This is a genomic window from Pseudomonas sp. MWU16-30317 (genome assembly GCF_020515695.1).
Classification (GTDB): Bacteria; Pseudomonadota; Gammaproteobacteria; order Pseudomonadales; family Pseudomonadaceae; genus Aquipseudomonas.
Genome location: NZ_JAIWJA010000002.1, coordinates 584,024 through 597,452 on the forward strand (window position 1 = coordinate 584,024; position 13,429 = coordinate 597,452).

The window sequence follows — 13,429 nt, forward strand, 5'->3', positions numbered from 1 at the left end:
CCGCAGGCATCTTGATCAAGACCCGGGTCAATGAGGGAGGGCCTGTGGCCACTCCCGACAGGGACGCGGTGCTACACGGTCCGAACGTTGTGCATCTCCACCCTACACGTATCCCTGATAATTCGGGTGCTGCCGTGCGCTGAATCCGCAACGGGTTGGCTTTTATCGCCCGCTCTTGTCGGGAGCGGGCGCATCATGGCTAAGGCTCTGTTTCCGAAACATTCTCTTGGATCGGGTGGCCACGCCGGCGCGGAAGATCTGGCGTCGGAAAATACCGATGAAAGGCGTGCAACCTGCACTGCGTTTTCCATCGTGTTTCGGACTTCTCCGGTGCGCTACTGGCGATTACTAAGACACCCGTAAACAAGCGAAAGCCCCGTCGGACGGCCTCGCGTCCTCGATAACTGCGTGGGTAAGGGGCAATCAAATGTCGCCTATCCACTTCACAGCCGCTTTTGGCGACGTTCGCGACTATAGCAGCATTGATTAAGTGCTTCAATTGCCTAAAAAATTGCTATCATCCGCAAATGACGACTACAAATCCCCCAGCCTCCGGCGTTCGCCTGATCGAGGTTGCACCGGAATATGCCGGCCAACGCATAGACAATTACCTCATCACTGCGCTCAAGGGTGTGCCCAAGACTCTGGTCTATCGGATCCTGCGCAAGGGTGAAGTGCGCGTGAACAAAGGGCGCATCAAGCCCGAATACAAGCTGCAGGCCGGCGATATCGTGCGCGTGCCGCCCGTCCGGCTGCCTGAGCGTGACGAACCGGTGCCGGTGGCCCAGGGCCTGCTGCAACGGCTTGAAGCCGCAATCGTCTATGAAGACAAGGCCCTGATCGTGCTCAACAAGCCGGCCGGCATTGCCGTGCACGGGGGCAGTGGCCTGACGTTCGGGGTCATCGAGGCGTTCCGGCAGATGCGCCCGGATGCCAAGGAGCTGGAACTGGTGCATCGCCTCGACCGCGATACCTCCGGGCTGCTGATGATCGCCAAAAAACGCAGCATGTTGCGCCATCTGCATGCCGCCCTGCGCGGCGATGGCGTCGACAAGCGCTACATGGCGCTGGTGCGCGGCAATTGGCCGACCGCGCTCAAGCGCGTGGATGCGCCGTTGCTCAAAAGCAACCTGCGATCGGGTGAGCGCATGGTCGAGGTCAATCCCGAGGGCAAGGAGGCCTTGACGATGTTCAAGGTGCTGCGCCGCTTCAGCGACTTCGCCACCATCGTCGAGGCTCGGCCGATCACCGGTCGTACCCATCAGATTCGCGTGCACACCTTGCACGCCGGGCATTGCATCGCCGGCGACAGCAAGTATGGCGAAGAAAACTTCAGCCGCGAAATCCGCGAGCTCGGCGGCAAGCGTCTGTTCCTGCATGCCTATGCCCTGACCGTGCCGCTGCCCGATGGTGGTGAGCTGAAATTGCAGGCCCCGGTGGATGAAGTCTGGGCCAAGACCGTGGAGCGCTTGAGTGCCGAGTAAGTACCAGCTGTTGATTTTCGATTGGGACGGCACCTTGGCCGATTCCATTGGCCGTATCGTCGAGGCGATGAATCTGTCCGCCGTTGCCTGTGGCTATGTCGAGCGGGACGAGGTCTCGGTCAAAGGCATTATCGGCCTGTCGTTGTCCGAGGCCATCAGCGTGCTGTATCCGGCGCTGGATGCCGAGCAGGTCGCGGCGTTTCGTCAGCAGTATGCAGACGTCTACAAGCGTCTGGACGAGCAGCCGTCGCCGCTGTTTCCGGCGGTCCGTGAGTCGCTGCAAGCTTTTCGTCGGCAGGGCTACAAGCTGGCAGTGGCCACCGGCAAGGCGCGTCGCGGCCTGGATCGCGTGTTGCAATCCAACGAGTGGACCGAATTTTTCGATATTACCCGCGCTGCCGATGAAACCCGGGGCAAGCCGCACCCTCTGATGCTCGAAGAGATCCTCGCTCACTGCCAGGTTAGTGCCGATCAAGCGCTGATGATCGGTGACTCGGCGTTCGACCTGCAAATGGCTCGCAATGCCGGTATGGATTCGGTTGCCGTGGGCTATGGCGCCTTGCCGTTATCGGCACTGCGCGAGTTCGAGCCGACCGTGAGCATCGAGCACTTCGCCCAGTTGGAGCAGTGGCTCGACGATCCGCAGCCAGGGCAATGCTTCCCATTGCAACGCTGAAGGGCGTTGCGCAGTATCCGTATTCCCGAAGACTGCAGGAGTAGTTGATAGATGTCAGACGAATGGAAGGCGCCCGACGCCGATGAGCAGTCGCCGCAAAGCGAACGCCGTGAAAACGATCGCAGTTGGAAATTGCTGGAAAAAACTCTGCTGGCCAGCGTGCAGGAGCAGCGGCGGGCACGGCGCTGGGGGATCTTCTTCAAGATTTTGACCTTCGCCTATCTGCTGGGCGTGCTGGCGATGTTCACGCCGCTGTTCAGTGGCATGGAAAAGTCGGCAGGCAAGGGCGACCACTACACTGCAGTCATCGATGTAAAGGGCGTGATTGCCGACAAAGAGGCTGCTAGCGCCGACAATCTGGTCGGGGCCTTGCGCGCGGCGTTCGATGATCCCAAGGTCAAGGGCGTGATCCTGCGTATCAATAGCCCGGGTGGCAGTCCGGTGCAGGCCGGCTACGTGTACGATGAGATTCGTCGTCTGCGCGGCTTGCATCCAACGGTCAAGGTCTATGCGGTGATCGCGGACCTGGGCGCATCGGGTGCGTATTACATCGCCAGCGCGGCCGATGATATCTACGCCGACAAGGCCAGCCTGGTGGGTTCCATCGGGGTGACGGCGGCCGGTTACGGCTTTGTCGGTACCATGGAAAAGCTGGGCATGGAGCGTCGTGCCTACACCTCGGGGGCGCACAAGTCGTTCCTTGATCCGTTCCAGCCGCAAAAGCCGGACGAGACGCAGTTTTGGCAGGGCGTGCTCGACACCACGCACAACCAGTTCATTGCGATGGTCAAGCAGGGGCGCGGCGATCGCCTGAAGGACAAGGACAACCCTGACATGTTTTCCGGGCTGATCTGGTCGGGCGAGCAGGCATTGCAGTTGGGCTTGATCGACGGTCTGGGCAGCAGCAGCTCGGTGGCGCGTGATGTGATCGGCGAGAAGGACATGGTCGACTTCACCGTCGAGGATTCCGCCTTCGATCGCTTCTCCAAGAAGCTCGGTACCAGCGTTGCCGATCGTGTAGCGATGTATATGGGCTTCGACGGTCCGTCGCTGCGCTGAGATCTCGATTGCCTGAGCTGGCTTCTTCGCTGCCGAACGCGCAATCTCGCTCCCACAGACTGATCTTGAGTCTTACAGCTGTGGGGGCGGGGCTTGCTCGTGAAGGGGGCTTTGAATCCAGCCTCAGGGCACTTGCACACCTTCCTTTAGCAACATATCCACCAACCGAATCAGCGGCAGCCCCACCAGGCTGGTGGCGTCGGCACCGTGGGTGCTCTGAAACAAACTCACCCCCAGACCCTCTGCCTTGAAGCTGCCTGCGCAGTCGTACGGCTGTTCGGCGTGCAAGTAGCGCTCGATACGCGGCAAGTCCAGCTCGCGCATCTGCACCGTGAAAGGCACCACGTCGACCTGGCATTCACCACTATGGCTGTTGAGCAGCGCCAGGCCGGTCAGGAAGGTGACGCTGGTGCCACTGGCGGCCAGCAGTTGCTCGCAGGCCTTGTCGAAGCTGTGGGGCTTGCCCAGAATCTGCTCGCCGAGCACCGCGACCTGATCGGAGCCAATGATCAGATGCCCCGGATAGACTGCGGCTAGTGCCCGCGCCTTGAGTATCGCCAGGCGCCGTACCAGATCGTTGGCGTTCTCGTCAGGCAGGCGGCTTTCATCGACATCCGGCGAAGCGCAAACGAATGGCAGGCGCAGCCGCGAGAGCAATTCGCGACGATAAGGTGAGCTGGAAGCGAGTAATAAAGGCAGCATGCATGGCTCCTGACGATGAGCGGTCATTCTAGCATGCAGCCTTGGGCCGAATTTCCTTTGACAGGTGAGGGGGTCGTCCCTAGAATGCTGCGCCTATGTTGAATGACCCGATTCCACCTCACGTTGACCCGCGCAAATTGGCAGATCGTGGCACCACCCTCCAAGGTGAATTGCTGCTGGCCGATTTGGAGAGACTCTGCGACCCGCTTTCCGACAATGTCGGTACGGTGCAGGCTAAATTCGTTTTTGAACGAGATGAACGTAAAGCGGTGGTCATCCACAGCTTTATCGACACCGAAGTCAAAATGATTTGCCAGCGTTGTCTTGAGCTGGTCACCCTGCCAATCCATAGCGAGTGCAGTTACGCTGTGGTGAAGGAGGGTGCGAATACCCAGTCGTTGCCGTCAGGCTATGACGTGCTGGAACTGGGCGAAGATCCTTTGGATCTGCAGGCGTTGATCGAGGAGGAGCTTCTGCTCGCCTTGCCCATTGTGCCTGCTCATCATCCGGAAGAATGCCAGCAGCCGGCGGGAGCAGATGAGCCCGAGCCGAGCGAGGACGAGGTAACGCGGTCCAACCCGTTCAGTGTATTGGCGCAGTTAAAGCGTGACCCAAACGTTTAGGAGTTAATCAATTATGGCTGTTCAGCAGAACAAAAAATCCCGCTCTGCCCGCGACATGCGCCGTTCGCACGACGCTCTCGAGGCTAGCACTCTGTCTGTAGAAAAAACCACCGGTGAAGTTCACCTGCGTCACCACGTATCGCCAGAAGGCGTATACCGTGGCCGTAAAGTGATCGACAAGGGCGCTGACGAGTAATTACTTGTCCGCTCAGATCATCGCGATCGACGCAATGGGCGGGGACTTCGGTCCCCGCAGCATTGTCGAGGCCTGCCTCGCCTGCCTGTCCGCAAATCCCTCGCTGTACCTGACCCTCGTCGGTCAACCTCAACTCCTTGAACAGTTGCTCACCCAGCACCGTGGTGTGGATCGCTCGCGTCTGCAGATTGCTGCGGCCAGCGAAGTGGTCGGCATGGACGACAAGCCTTCCGTGGCGCTGCGGGGCAAGCCTGATTCCTCGATGCGGGTGGCGTTGGAGCTGGTGCGTGACGACAAGGTCCAGGCCATGGTCAGCGCCGGTAATACCGGGGCGTTGATGGCGTTGTCGCGTCACGTGCTCAAGACCGTGCCGGGCATCGATCGCCCGGCCATGGTCGTGGCGCTGCCGACCCTGACTGGCCATTGCCAGCTGCTGGACCTTGGCGCCAACGTTGATTGCAGTGCCGAACAATTGCTGCAGTTTGCCGTCATGGGCTCGGTGGCGGCCCAGGCGTTGGGCATTGCCCGGCCGCGTGTGGCACTGCTGAATATTGGCACCGAAGACATCAAGGGCAACCAGCAGGTCAAGCAGGCGGCGGCGCTGCTGCAAGCCGCGCAGGGCCTCAACTATATCGGCTATATCGAGGGCGACGGCCTGTACCGTGGCGAGGCCGACGTGGTGGTGTGTGACGGATTCGTCGGTAATGTGCTGCTCAAGTCCAGCGAGGGTTTGGCGAGCATGATTGCAGCACGCACCGAGGCGGTGTTCAGTTCCGGCGTGTTTTCGCGTCTGGCAGGGGCGGTGGCCTTGCCGCTGCTCAAGCGCCTGCGCCGCGAATTGGCCCCGGCGCGGCACAATGGCGCCAGTTTCCTCGGGCTGCAAGGGATAGTCATCAAAAGCCACGGCTCGGCCGGTGCGGAAGGCTTTCGCAGTGCCATCGAGCGCGCCCTGGTGGAGATTCGCGAAGATCTGCCGCGACGCCTGCAGGGCTGCCTCACCGACCGGTTGCCTTAGGCATGATCGCCCAAGGAATGCTTAAATGTGACCACCCGGTTTCAACTGCCATCCAATTGTCAGTTTCGCGCGGCCTGCCTGCTGGGCCGTCCACTCTGTGACGACACGATCATTAAGGGCTTGTTTCATGTCTGCATCCCTCGCATTCGTCTTTCCTGGGCAAGGTTCCCAGTCCCTCGGCATGCTCGCCGAGCAGGGCGCCCAGCATCCGCTGGTCGTCGATACGTTCGCTGAAGCGTCAGCTGCCTTGGGTTACGACCTGTGGGCGCTGACCCAGCAAGGTCCGGTTGAGTTGCTCAACCAGACCGACAAGACGCAGCCGGCGATTCTTACTGCCTCTGTGGCTCTGTGGCGCCTCTGGCAGGCCGAAGTCGGCAAGCAGCCGGCATTTGTCGCCGGCCACAGCCTGGGCGAATACAGTGCGCTGGTCGCGGCAGGCAGCGTCAGTCTGGCCGATGCGGTCAAACTCGTGGAAACCCGTGGCCAGCTGATGCAAGAAGCCGTGCCTGCGGGCATGGGCGGCATGGCGGCGATCCTTGGTCTGCCGGACGACGCCGTCATCGCAGCCTGCGCCGAAGCGGGCCAGGGTGAAGTGGTCAGTGCAGTCAATTTCAACTCGCCAGGTCAGGTCGTGATCGCGGGCTCGAAAACCGCCGTCGAACGTGCCATGGAACTGTGCAAGGCCCGTGGTGCCAAGCGCGCCATGCCGTTGCCGGTCAGCGTGCCGTCGCATTGCGCGCTGATGCGCCCGGCGGCCGAGAAGTTCGCCGCCTCGATCGAAGCCATCGACTGGCAGGCGCCGAGCATCCCGCTGGTGCAGAACGTCAGCGCCAGCGTGGCCACCGATGTCGCGACCCTCAAGAGCGATCTGCTCAAGCAGCTGTACATGCCGGTTCGCTGGGTCGAATCGGTGGCGTTCCTGGCCAGCCAGGGCGCCGTCAACCTGATCGAATGCGGTCCGGGCAAAGTGCTCGCGGGCCTCAACAAGCGCTGCGCCGAAGGCGTCAGCACGACCAATCTGGATACCCCCGACGCCTTCGCCGCCGCTGTTGCGGCGCAGGCTTGAAGCAGGAGATAGTTGCATGAGCTTGCAAGGTAAAGTTGCGCTGGTCACCGGCGCCAGCCGTGGCATCGGCCAGGCCATCGCCCTTGAACTGGGCCGTCAGGGCGCCACCGTGATCGGTACCGCGACGTCTGCGTCGGGTGCCGAGCGCATCGCTGCCACGCTCAAGGAGCATGGCATCACCGGTACCGGGCTGGAACTCAACGTCACCAACGACGAGTCGGTTGCCGCGACCCTGGCCGCGATCACCGCTGAATTCGGCGTGCCGGCGATTCTGGTGAACAACGCCGGTATCACCCGCGACAACCTGATGATGCGCATGAAGGACGACGAATGGCATGACGTCATCGACACCAACCTCAACAGCCTGTTCCGCCTGTCCAAGGCAGTTTTGCGCGGCATGACCAAGGCGCGTTGGGGCCGAATCATCAGTATCGGTTCGGTAGTGGGTGCAATGGGCAACGCAGGCCAAGTAAACTACGCGGCCGCGAAAGCCGGGCTCGAAGGTTTCAGCCGCGCTCTGGCGCGCGAAGTGGGCTCCCGGTCGATCACGGTCAACTCGGTGGCACCTGGTTTCATCGACACCGACATGACCCGTGAGCTGCCTGAAGCACAACGTGAAGCACTGCTGACGCAAATCCCGCTGGGCCGCCTGGGCCAGGCCGAGGAAATCGCGCAAGTGGTCGCTTTTCTGGCTTCCGAGGGTGCAGGTTACGTGACCGGGGCTACAATTCCGGTGAACGGCGGCATGTACATGTAAGCTGTGTGCGACATTTTTTCGCTAAAAATGTCATACGAGTCGAGCAAAAATCCGTTATAAAGCTGCAACCCAATTCGGGGCAGCGGGCCAATGTTAGATCGCTGTGACGCTTTCAGTTTGAAAAGCCGAGCGCTTTCGATAAACTTACGCACCGGCCAGCTGCCTGACTTATGTCCATTAGGAGTGAAAACAAGGTATGAGCACCATCGAAGAACGCGTCAAGAAAATCGTTGCCGAGCAACTGGGCGTTAAAGAAGAAGAAGTCACCAACAGTGCTTCTTTCGTAGAAGACCTGGGTGCCGATTCCCTTGATACCGTTGAGCTGGTGATGGCTCTGGAAGAGGAATTCGAGACCGAGATTCCAGACGAAGAAGCCGAGAAGATCACGACTGTACAAGCGGCCATCGATTACGTTACTGCCCACCAGGCGTAATGATTTTGTAATCGTCGCTTTGCTGTCTCGGAAAAACCGCACTGCCTTTGCTGGCGTGCGGTTTTTTCTTTAGGTGGCAGGCGCGCCGTCGTCAATAGAATAAGGAGAGTGCTGTGTCGCGTAGACGCGTCGTGGTCACTGGTTTAGGTATGCTGTCGCCGCTGGGCACTGACGTGTCGAGCACCTGGCAGGGCATTCTGGCTGGCCGCAGTGGTATTGGTCCGATCGAACATACGGATCTTTCTGCCTATTCGACCCGTTTCGGCGGCTCGGTCAAGGACTTCAAGGTCGAGGAGTATCTCTCGGTCAAGGAGGCTCGCAAGCTCGATCTGTTCATTCAATACGGCTTGGCAGCCGGGTTCCAGGCGGTTCGCGATTCGGGCCTGGTCGTCACCGACGCCAACCGTGAGCGTATCGGCGTGGCCATGGGCTCGGGTATTGGTGGCCTCACCAATATCGAAGAAACCAGCCGCACCTTGCATGATTCCGGCCCACGACGAATTTCGCCGTTTTTCGTGCCTGGCTCGATCATCAACATGATTTCCGGATTTCTGTCCATCCATCTGGGTGTACAGGGTCCCAACTTCGCGATCGCCACGGCGTGCACCACCGGTACTCATTGCATCGGCATGGCCTTTCGCAACATAGCCTACGGTGAAGCCGATGTGATGATTGCCGGCGGCGCCGAAATGGCCGCCTGCGGCTTGGGCATGGGCGGCTTCGGCGCGGCGCGGGCGATGTCCACGCGCAACGACGAGCCGCAACGCGCCAGCCGCCCGTGGGACAAAGGCCGTGACGGCTTCGTGCTGGCCGACGGTGCTGGTGCCCTGGTGCTTGAAGAGCTCGAGCACGCTCAGGCTCGCGGTGCGACCATCTATGCCGAGCTGATCGGCTTCGGCATGAGTGGTGATGCTTTCCACATGACCTCGCCGCCCGAAGACGGCGCCGGTGCCGCGCGCTGCATGGCCAACGCGTTGCGCGATGCCAAGGTCAGCCCGGACGAGGTGCAGTACATCAACGCCCACGGTACTTCGACTCCGGTCGGCGACCTGGCGGAAGTGCAAGCGATCAAGTCGGTATTCGGCGAGCATGCGCACAGCCTGGCAGTGAGCTCGACCAAATCCATGACCGGCCATTTGTTGGGTGCTGCAGGCGCGGTCGAGGCGATCTTCAGCGTGCTGGCGATCCGCGACCAGGTCGCACCGCCGACCATCAACCTCGACGAGCCGGACGAAGGCTGCGACCTCGATTTCGTTCCTCACGAAGCGCGCAAAATGCCGATCGACGTGGTGCTGTCCAACTCGTTCGGATTCGGTGGCACCAACGGCTCGCTGGTGCTACGTCGGTTCGTCGGTTGATGCACAGCTGGGTCGACGGGGTTGCGCAGTCGCAGGTCGGACTGAACAACCGCGGGCTGGCCTATGGTGATGGTCTGTTCGAGACCATCGCCGTGCGGGGCGGGCGGCCGTTGCTGCTCGACCGCCACCTGCAGCGCTTGCAGTGGGGCTGTGAGCGCCTGGCACTGGTGGCTGATGTGCGGCAGGTGCGCGACGAAGTCCTCGCCTACGCTGCGGCGCTGGGCGAGGGCGTGCTCAAGCTGATACTCACTCGTGGCGACAGCCCGCGCGGCTATGCCGCCGACCCTCAAGCGCCGGCCCGGCGCATCCTGCAAGCCAGCCCGTTGCCCGGTTACCCTCCCAGCCATAGTGCCGAAGGGGTGCAACTGTTCCCCTGTCGTACGCGTCTTGCCGAACAACCGCTGCTGGCCGGGCTCAAGCATCTCAATCGGCTGGAGCAAGTGCTGGCGCGCAATGAGTGGCAGGGCAGCGCTTATGCCGAGGGCCTGATGTGCGACCTGCAGGGCCGTGTGATCGAAGGTGTCTACAGCAATCTGTTCCTGATCCGTGACGCTGTGCTGTATACGGCCGATTTGGCCCGCTGCGGCGTTGCCGGTACTTTGCGCGCCGAGCTGCTGGAGCAGGCGCAATCGCTGGGTATCCAGGTAAAAGTGTGTGACCTGACGTTGCAGGATCTCGCCAATGCCGACGAAGTCTTCGTCTGCAACAGTATCTACGGGATCTGGCCTGTGCTTGGCGTCGATGCGCTTCGCTGGTCGGCTGGCCCGGTGACCCGTAAACTGCAAACCCTCGCCTGTGCACTATTGGACCTGTGATCTGTGATACGTAAATTCTTGGTGCTGCTCGAAACCGTGCTGATCGTTGCGGTATTGGTGGTGGGCGGTGCGGCATGGAAAACTCGCCATGCGTTGGACCAGCGTCTGGTCATGGCCAACGAAACCCTGGTGGAAGTACCGAGCGGCTCGACGCCGGGGCGCATGTTCAATCGCCTTGAAACCGACGGCCTGATCAGCGATGCCTGGTGGTTGCGCCTGTATTGGCGTTTCAACCTCGAAGGCCAGCCGCTGCACACCGGCGAGTATCGCCTGACCCCCGGCATGACTGTGCGTGACATGCTCGGTGTGTGGCAGCGCGGGGAAGTGGTGCAGTACAGCCTGACCCTGGTGGAAGGCTGGAATTTCCGCCAGGTGCGCAGCGCGCTGGCCAAGCAGGAAAAACTCCAGCAGACCCTCGCCGGCCTCAGCGATGCCGAGTTGATGGACAAGCTCGGCCACCCTGGCGTGTTCCCCGAAGGGCGGTTCTTCCCCGACACCTACAAGTTCACCCGTGGCATGACCGATGCCGAAATCCTCACTCAAGCCTACAAGCGCCTCGACGAGGTGTTGGCCCAGGAGTGGAGTCAGCGCGCCGATGATGTGCCCTACAGCGAGCCCTATCAGGCGCTGATCATGGCCTCGATGGTCGAGAAGGAAACCGGTGTGCCCCAGGAGCGTGCCGAGATCGCCGGCGTATTCATCCGCCGCCTGCATGCCGGCATGCTGTTGCAGACCGACCCCACCGTGATCTACGGCATGGGCGAGCGCTACACAGGCAAGCTCAGCCGCGCCGATCTCAAGCAGCCGACGCCCTATAACACCTATACCAACGCTGGCATGCCACCGACCCCGATCGCCATGGTAGGCCGCGAGGCGATTCATGCGGCGCTCAATCCGCAGGACGGCACCAGCCTCTATTTCGTCGCGCGTGGCGACGGCAGTCACGTGTTCTCTGACGACCTCGACGCCCACAACAACGCCGTGCGCGAGTTTCAACTCAAGCGCCGTGCCGATTATCGCTCCAGCCCCGCACCCATCCCGGTGCCTGCACCCACACCCGAGCAGGCGCCCGCCGATCAGGCCTCTCCCCCGGCGCTGCCAGTCCAGGCCACCGAGCCTGGCCCCACTGCTCAAGATAAGGACGCAAAGTGACCGGTCTGTTCATTACCCTTGAAGGCCCTGAAGGGGCCGGCAAGAGCACCAATCGCGAATACCTTGCCCTGCAGCTGCGCGCTGCCGGCCTGGATGTCGTGCTGACCCGAGAACCCGGCGGCACGCCGTTGGCCGAGCGCATCCGTGAGGTGCTGCTGGCCCCCAGCGACGAGCCGATGAACGCCGACGCTGAACTGCTGCTGATGTTCGCCGCCCGTGCCCAGCATATTGCCCAGGTGATTCGCCCGGCGCTGCAGCGCGGCGCGGTAGTGCTGTGTGATCGGTTCACCGATGCGACCTATGCCTATCAGGGTGGCGGCCGTGGCTTGCCGGTGGAGCGCATCGCGACCCTCGAGCGGTTCGTGCAGGGCGACCTGCAACCCGACCTGACGCTGGTCTTCGACCTGCCTATCGAAGTCGGCCTGGCGCGGGCGAGCGCGCGGGGTCGGCTGGACCGTTTCGAGCAGGAAGGCCGGGCTTTCTTCGACGCCGTGCGCAGCGCCTATCTGGCGCGCGCCGCGACCGATACCCAGCGTTATCGCATCGTCGATGCCTCGCAGTCCCTGGCTGAGGTGCAGCAGGCGCTGGACGCCCTGGTGCCGGTCATGCTGGAGTCGGCCCGTGGCTGAATACCCCTGGCAGCAGGTGCTGTGGCAGCAGTTCGCGGGCCGTGCCCAGCACGCTCACGCCTATCTGTTGCATGGCCCCAAGGGCATCGGCAAGCGCGCGCTGGCCGAACGGCTGATGGCCTTGTTGCTGTGCCAGCGTCCGCTCCCCGAGGACGCCTGCGGTGCCTGCAAATCCTGCATGCTGCTGGCGGCGGGTACTCATCCCGACAATTATGTGCTGGAGCCTGAAGAGGCCGACAAGGCCATCAAGGTCGATCAGGTCCGCGATCTGGTCAGCTTCGTGGTGCAGACCGCGCAACTGGGCGGGCGCAAGGTGGTGCTGATCGAGCCGGTGGAGTCGATGAACATCAACGCCGCCAACGCCTTGCTCAAAAGCCTCGAAGAACCCTCCGGCAATACCGTGCTGTTGTTGGTCAGTCATCAACCCAGCCGGTTGTTGCCGACCATCAAGAGCCGTTGCGTGCAACAGGCCTGCCCGCTCCCAGGCCGAGAGCAAAGCCTGGCCTGGTTGGGCGAGGCGCTGCCGGCCCTGAGCCAGGACGAGCGCGACGAATTGCTCACCTTGGCCGCAGGCTCGCCGCTTGCCGCTGTCGATCTGCAGACCCAGGGCGTGCGCGAACAGCGCGCACTGGTGGTCGAGGGCGTCAAGAAGCTGCTCAAACAGCAGGCCTCGCCCACGCAACTGGCCGAAGGCTGGAACGCGGTGCCCCTGTTGTTGCTGTTCGACTGGTTCTGCGATTGGTCGAACCTGATCCTGCGTTATCAGCTGACCGAGGACGAAACCGGCCTGGGCTTGGCGGACATGCGCAAGGTGGTGCAGTATCTGGCGCAGAAGACCGCGCAGGACAAGGTGCTAAGCGTGCAGGACTGGATTCTGCTGCAGCGCCAGAAGGTGCTCGCCAAGGCCAATCTCAATCGGGTGCTGCTGCTGGAGTCGCTGCTGGTGTCCTGGGCTGCGTTGCCGGGCAACGGCTAACGGAGCATTGTGGTATTTTGGCGGTCTGATATTCAAAGTGCCATCAGTTGTCGTTATTGCTTCAGTCGATTCAACCCAGCGTGTCCGTGGCCTCGATGCCCGGCCGCAGTGAAGGAAGCCGCATGAACCAGCCAGTCAATCCGGGCCCGCGCAACGGTATTCTGTCCCTGACCATCAAGGACAAGGCCGTGCTGTATGCGGCCTACATGCCTTTCATCAAGAACGGCGGCCTGTTCATCCCCACCAGCAAGAGCTACAAGCTGGGCGACGAGCTGTTCATGCTCCTCAACCTGATGGATGAAGGCGAGAAGATCCCCGTGGCCGGCAAGGTCGCGTGGATCACCCCCAAGGGCGCCCAGGGCAACCGCGCCGCCGGTGTCGGCGTGCAGTTCAACGATGGCGACGACACCGCGCGCAACAAGATTGAAACCTACCTGGCCGGCGCGCTGAAGTCCGACCGTCCCACTCATACGATGTAGTTGCCCATG

Annotated in this window: 16 protein-coding genes; 15 read left to right on the plus strand and 1 reads right to left on the minus strand. The window is 61.8% G+C overall.

Annotated features, from left to right (window positions below):
• The first annotated feature begins 527 nt into the window (after window positions 1-527).
• The 3 genes from rluC to LIX93_RS07495 are packed head-to-tail and all read left to right on the plus strand — an operon-like array spanning window position 528 to window position 3,219.
• Window positions 528-1,484, plus strand: coding sequence for a 23S rRNA pseudouridine(955/2504/2580) synthase RluC (rluC, locus tag LIX93_RS07485; RefSeq protein WP_226503371.1), 957 nt, complete (start codon window positions 528-530; stop codon window positions 1,482-1,484).
• The gene (locus LIX93_RS07490) at window positions 1,474-2,160 is read left to right on the plus strand and encodes an HAD-IA family hydrolase (protein ID WP_226503372.1); all 687 of its coding nucleotides are present in this window, start codon (window positions 1,474-1,476) and stop codon (window positions 2,158-2,160) included. Before rluC ends, LIX93_RS07490 begins: the two co-directional genes overlap by 11 nt.
• A gap of 51 nt (window positions 2,161-2,211) precedes the next feature.
• The gene (locus LIX93_RS07495) at window positions 2,212-3,219 is read left to right on the plus strand and encodes a S49 family peptidase (RefSeq protein WP_226503373.1); all 1,008 of its coding nucleotides are present in this window, start codon (window positions 2,212-2,214) and stop codon (window positions 3,217-3,219) included.
• A 123-nt stretch (window positions 3,220-3,342) separates the two neighbouring features.
• Here the strand turns inward: LIX93_RS07495 and LIX93_RS07500 are convergent, their stop codons facing one another.
• On the minus strand, window positions 3,343-3,921 hold the full coding sequence (locus LIX93_RS07500; protein ID WP_226503374.1) for a nucleoside triphosphate pyrophosphatase: 579 nt from the start codon (window positions 3,919-3,921) through the stop codon (window positions 3,343-3,345).
• A gap of 95 nt (window positions 3,922-4,016) precedes the next feature.
• Between LIX93_RS07500 and LIX93_RS07505 the strand changes: the two genes are divergently transcribed.
• The 12 genes from LIX93_RS07505 (at window position 4,017) to LIX93_RS07560 (ending at window position 13,420) form a co-directional block, all read left to right on the plus strand.
• Window positions 4,017-4,544, plus strand: a complete 528-nt coding sequence (locus LIX93_RS07505) for a YceD family protein (protein WP_226503375.1) — start codon at window positions 4,017-4,019, stop codon at window positions 4,542-4,544.
• 13 nt (window positions 4,545-4,557) lie between these two features.
• Entirely contained in the window at window positions 4,558-4,740 is a 183-nt protein-coding gene (rpmF, locus tag LIX93_RS07510) for a 50S ribosomal protein L32 (protein ID WP_003179396.1), read from the plus strand.
• Window positions 4,741-4,744: 4 nt separating this feature from the next.
• Window positions 4,745-5,755 (plus strand): phosphate acyltransferase PlsX, encoded by a 1,011-nt coding sequence (gene plsX / locus LIX93_RS07515; protein ID WP_260524674.1) that lies wholly within the window; start codon window positions 4,745-4,747, stop codon window positions 5,753-5,755.
• Window positions 5,756-5,882: 127 nt separating this feature from the next.
• Complete coding sequence (gene fabD, locus LIX93_RS07520) at window positions 5,883-6,821, plus strand: ACP S-malonyltransferase (RefSeq protein ID WP_226503376.1); 939 nt, start codon at window positions 5,883-5,885, stop codon at window positions 6,819-6,821.
• Window positions 6,822-6,837: 16 nt separating this feature from the next.
• Window positions 6,838-7,578 carry a 3-oxoacyl-ACP reductase FabG gene (fabG, locus tag LIX93_RS07525; RefSeq protein WP_226503377.1) on the plus strand — a complete coding sequence of 247 codons (741 nt, stop codon included), beginning with the start codon at window positions 6,838-6,840 and terminating at the stop codon, window positions 7,576-7,578.
• Between the two features lie 196 nt (window positions 7,579-7,774).
• Window positions 7,775-8,011: an acyl carrier protein gene (gene acpP / locus LIX93_RS07530; RefSeq protein ID WP_016973676.1), complete on the plus strand. Its 237-nt coding sequence runs from the start codon at window positions 7,775-7,777 to the stop codon at window positions 8,009-8,011.
• Window positions 8,012-8,124: 113 nt separating this feature from the next.
• A complete protein-coding gene (fabF, locus tag LIX93_RS07535; protein WP_226503378.1) occupies window positions 8,125-9,369 on the plus strand; it encodes a beta-ketoacyl-ACP synthase II in 1,245 nt (414 codons plus the stop codon).
• Complete coding sequence (pabC, locus tag LIX93_RS07540; RefSeq protein WP_226503379.1) at window positions 9,369-10,184, plus strand: aminodeoxychorismate lyase; 816 nt, start codon at window positions 9,369-9,371, stop codon at window positions 10,182-10,184. The genes fabF and pabC overlap by 1 nt, the downstream gene beginning before the upstream one ends.
• Window positions 10,185-10,187: 3 nt before the next feature.
• The gene (mltG, locus tag LIX93_RS07545; RefSeq protein ID WP_226503380.1) at window positions 10,188-11,336 is read left to right on the plus strand and encodes an endolytic transglycosylase MltG; all 1,149 of its coding nucleotides are present in this window, start codon (window positions 10,188-10,190) and stop codon (window positions 11,334-11,336) included.
• Entirely contained in the window at window positions 11,333-11,965 is a 633-nt protein-coding gene (gene tmk / locus LIX93_RS07550) for a dTMP kinase (protein ID WP_226503381.1), read from the plus strand. The genes mltG and tmk overlap by 4 nt, the downstream gene beginning before the upstream one ends.
• A complete protein-coding gene (locus tag LIX93_RS07555; RefSeq protein WP_226503382.1) occupies window positions 11,958-12,941 on the plus strand; it encodes a DNA polymerase III subunit delta' in 984 nt (327 codons plus the stop codon). The genes tmk and LIX93_RS07555 overlap by 8 nt, the downstream gene beginning before the upstream one ends.
• Before the next feature lie 122 nt (window positions 12,942-13,063).
• Window positions 13,064-13,420 carry a PilZ domain-containing protein gene (locus LIX93_RS07560; RefSeq protein WP_226503383.1) on the plus strand — a complete coding sequence of 119 codons (357 nt, stop codon included), beginning with the start codon at window positions 13,064-13,066 and terminating at the stop codon, window positions 13,418-13,420.
• The last annotated feature ends 9 nt before the right edge of the window (window positions 13,421-13,429 follow it).

Bases quoted from the DNA above. Each gene is read 5' to 3' on its own strand.
- rluC (WP_226503371.1), top strand. From the start codon at position 528: ATGACGACTACAAATCCCCCAGCCTCCGGCGTTCGCCTGATCGAGGTT.
- LIX93_RS07495 (WP_226503373.1), top strand. From the start codon at position 2,212: ATGTCAGACGAATGGAAGGCGCCCGACGCCGATGAGCAGTCGCCGCAA.
- LIX93_RS07500 (WP_226503374.1), bottom strand. From the start codon at position 3,921: ATGCTGCCTTTATTACTCGCTTCCAGCTCACCTTATCGTCGCGAATTG.
- LIX93_RS07505 (WP_226503375.1), top strand. From the start codon at position 4,017: ATGTTGAATGACCCGATTCCACCTCACGTTGACCCGCGCAAATTGGCA.
- rpmF (WP_003179396.1), top strand. From the start codon at position 4,558: ATGGCTGTTCAGCAGAACAAAAAATCCCGCTCTGCCCGCGACATGCGC.
- fabD (WP_226503376.1), top strand. From the start codon at position 5,883: ATGTCTGCATCCCTCGCATTCGTCTTTCCTGGGCAAGGTTCCCAGTCC.
- fabG (WP_226503377.1), top strand. From the start codon at position 6,838: ATGAGCTTGCAAGGTAAAGTTGCGCTGGTCACCGGCGCCAGCCGTGGC.
- acpP (WP_016973676.1), top strand. From the start codon at position 7,775: ATGAGCACCATCGAAGAACGCGTCAAGAAAATCGTTGCCGAGCAACTG.
- pabC (WP_226503379.1), top strand. From the start codon at position 9,369: ATGCACAGCTGGGTCGACGGGGTTGCGCAGTCGCAGGTCGGACTGAAC.
- LIX93_RS07560 (WP_226503383.1), top strand. From the start codon at position 13,064: ATGAACCAGCCAGTCAATCCGGGCCCGCGCAACGGTATTCTGTCCCTG.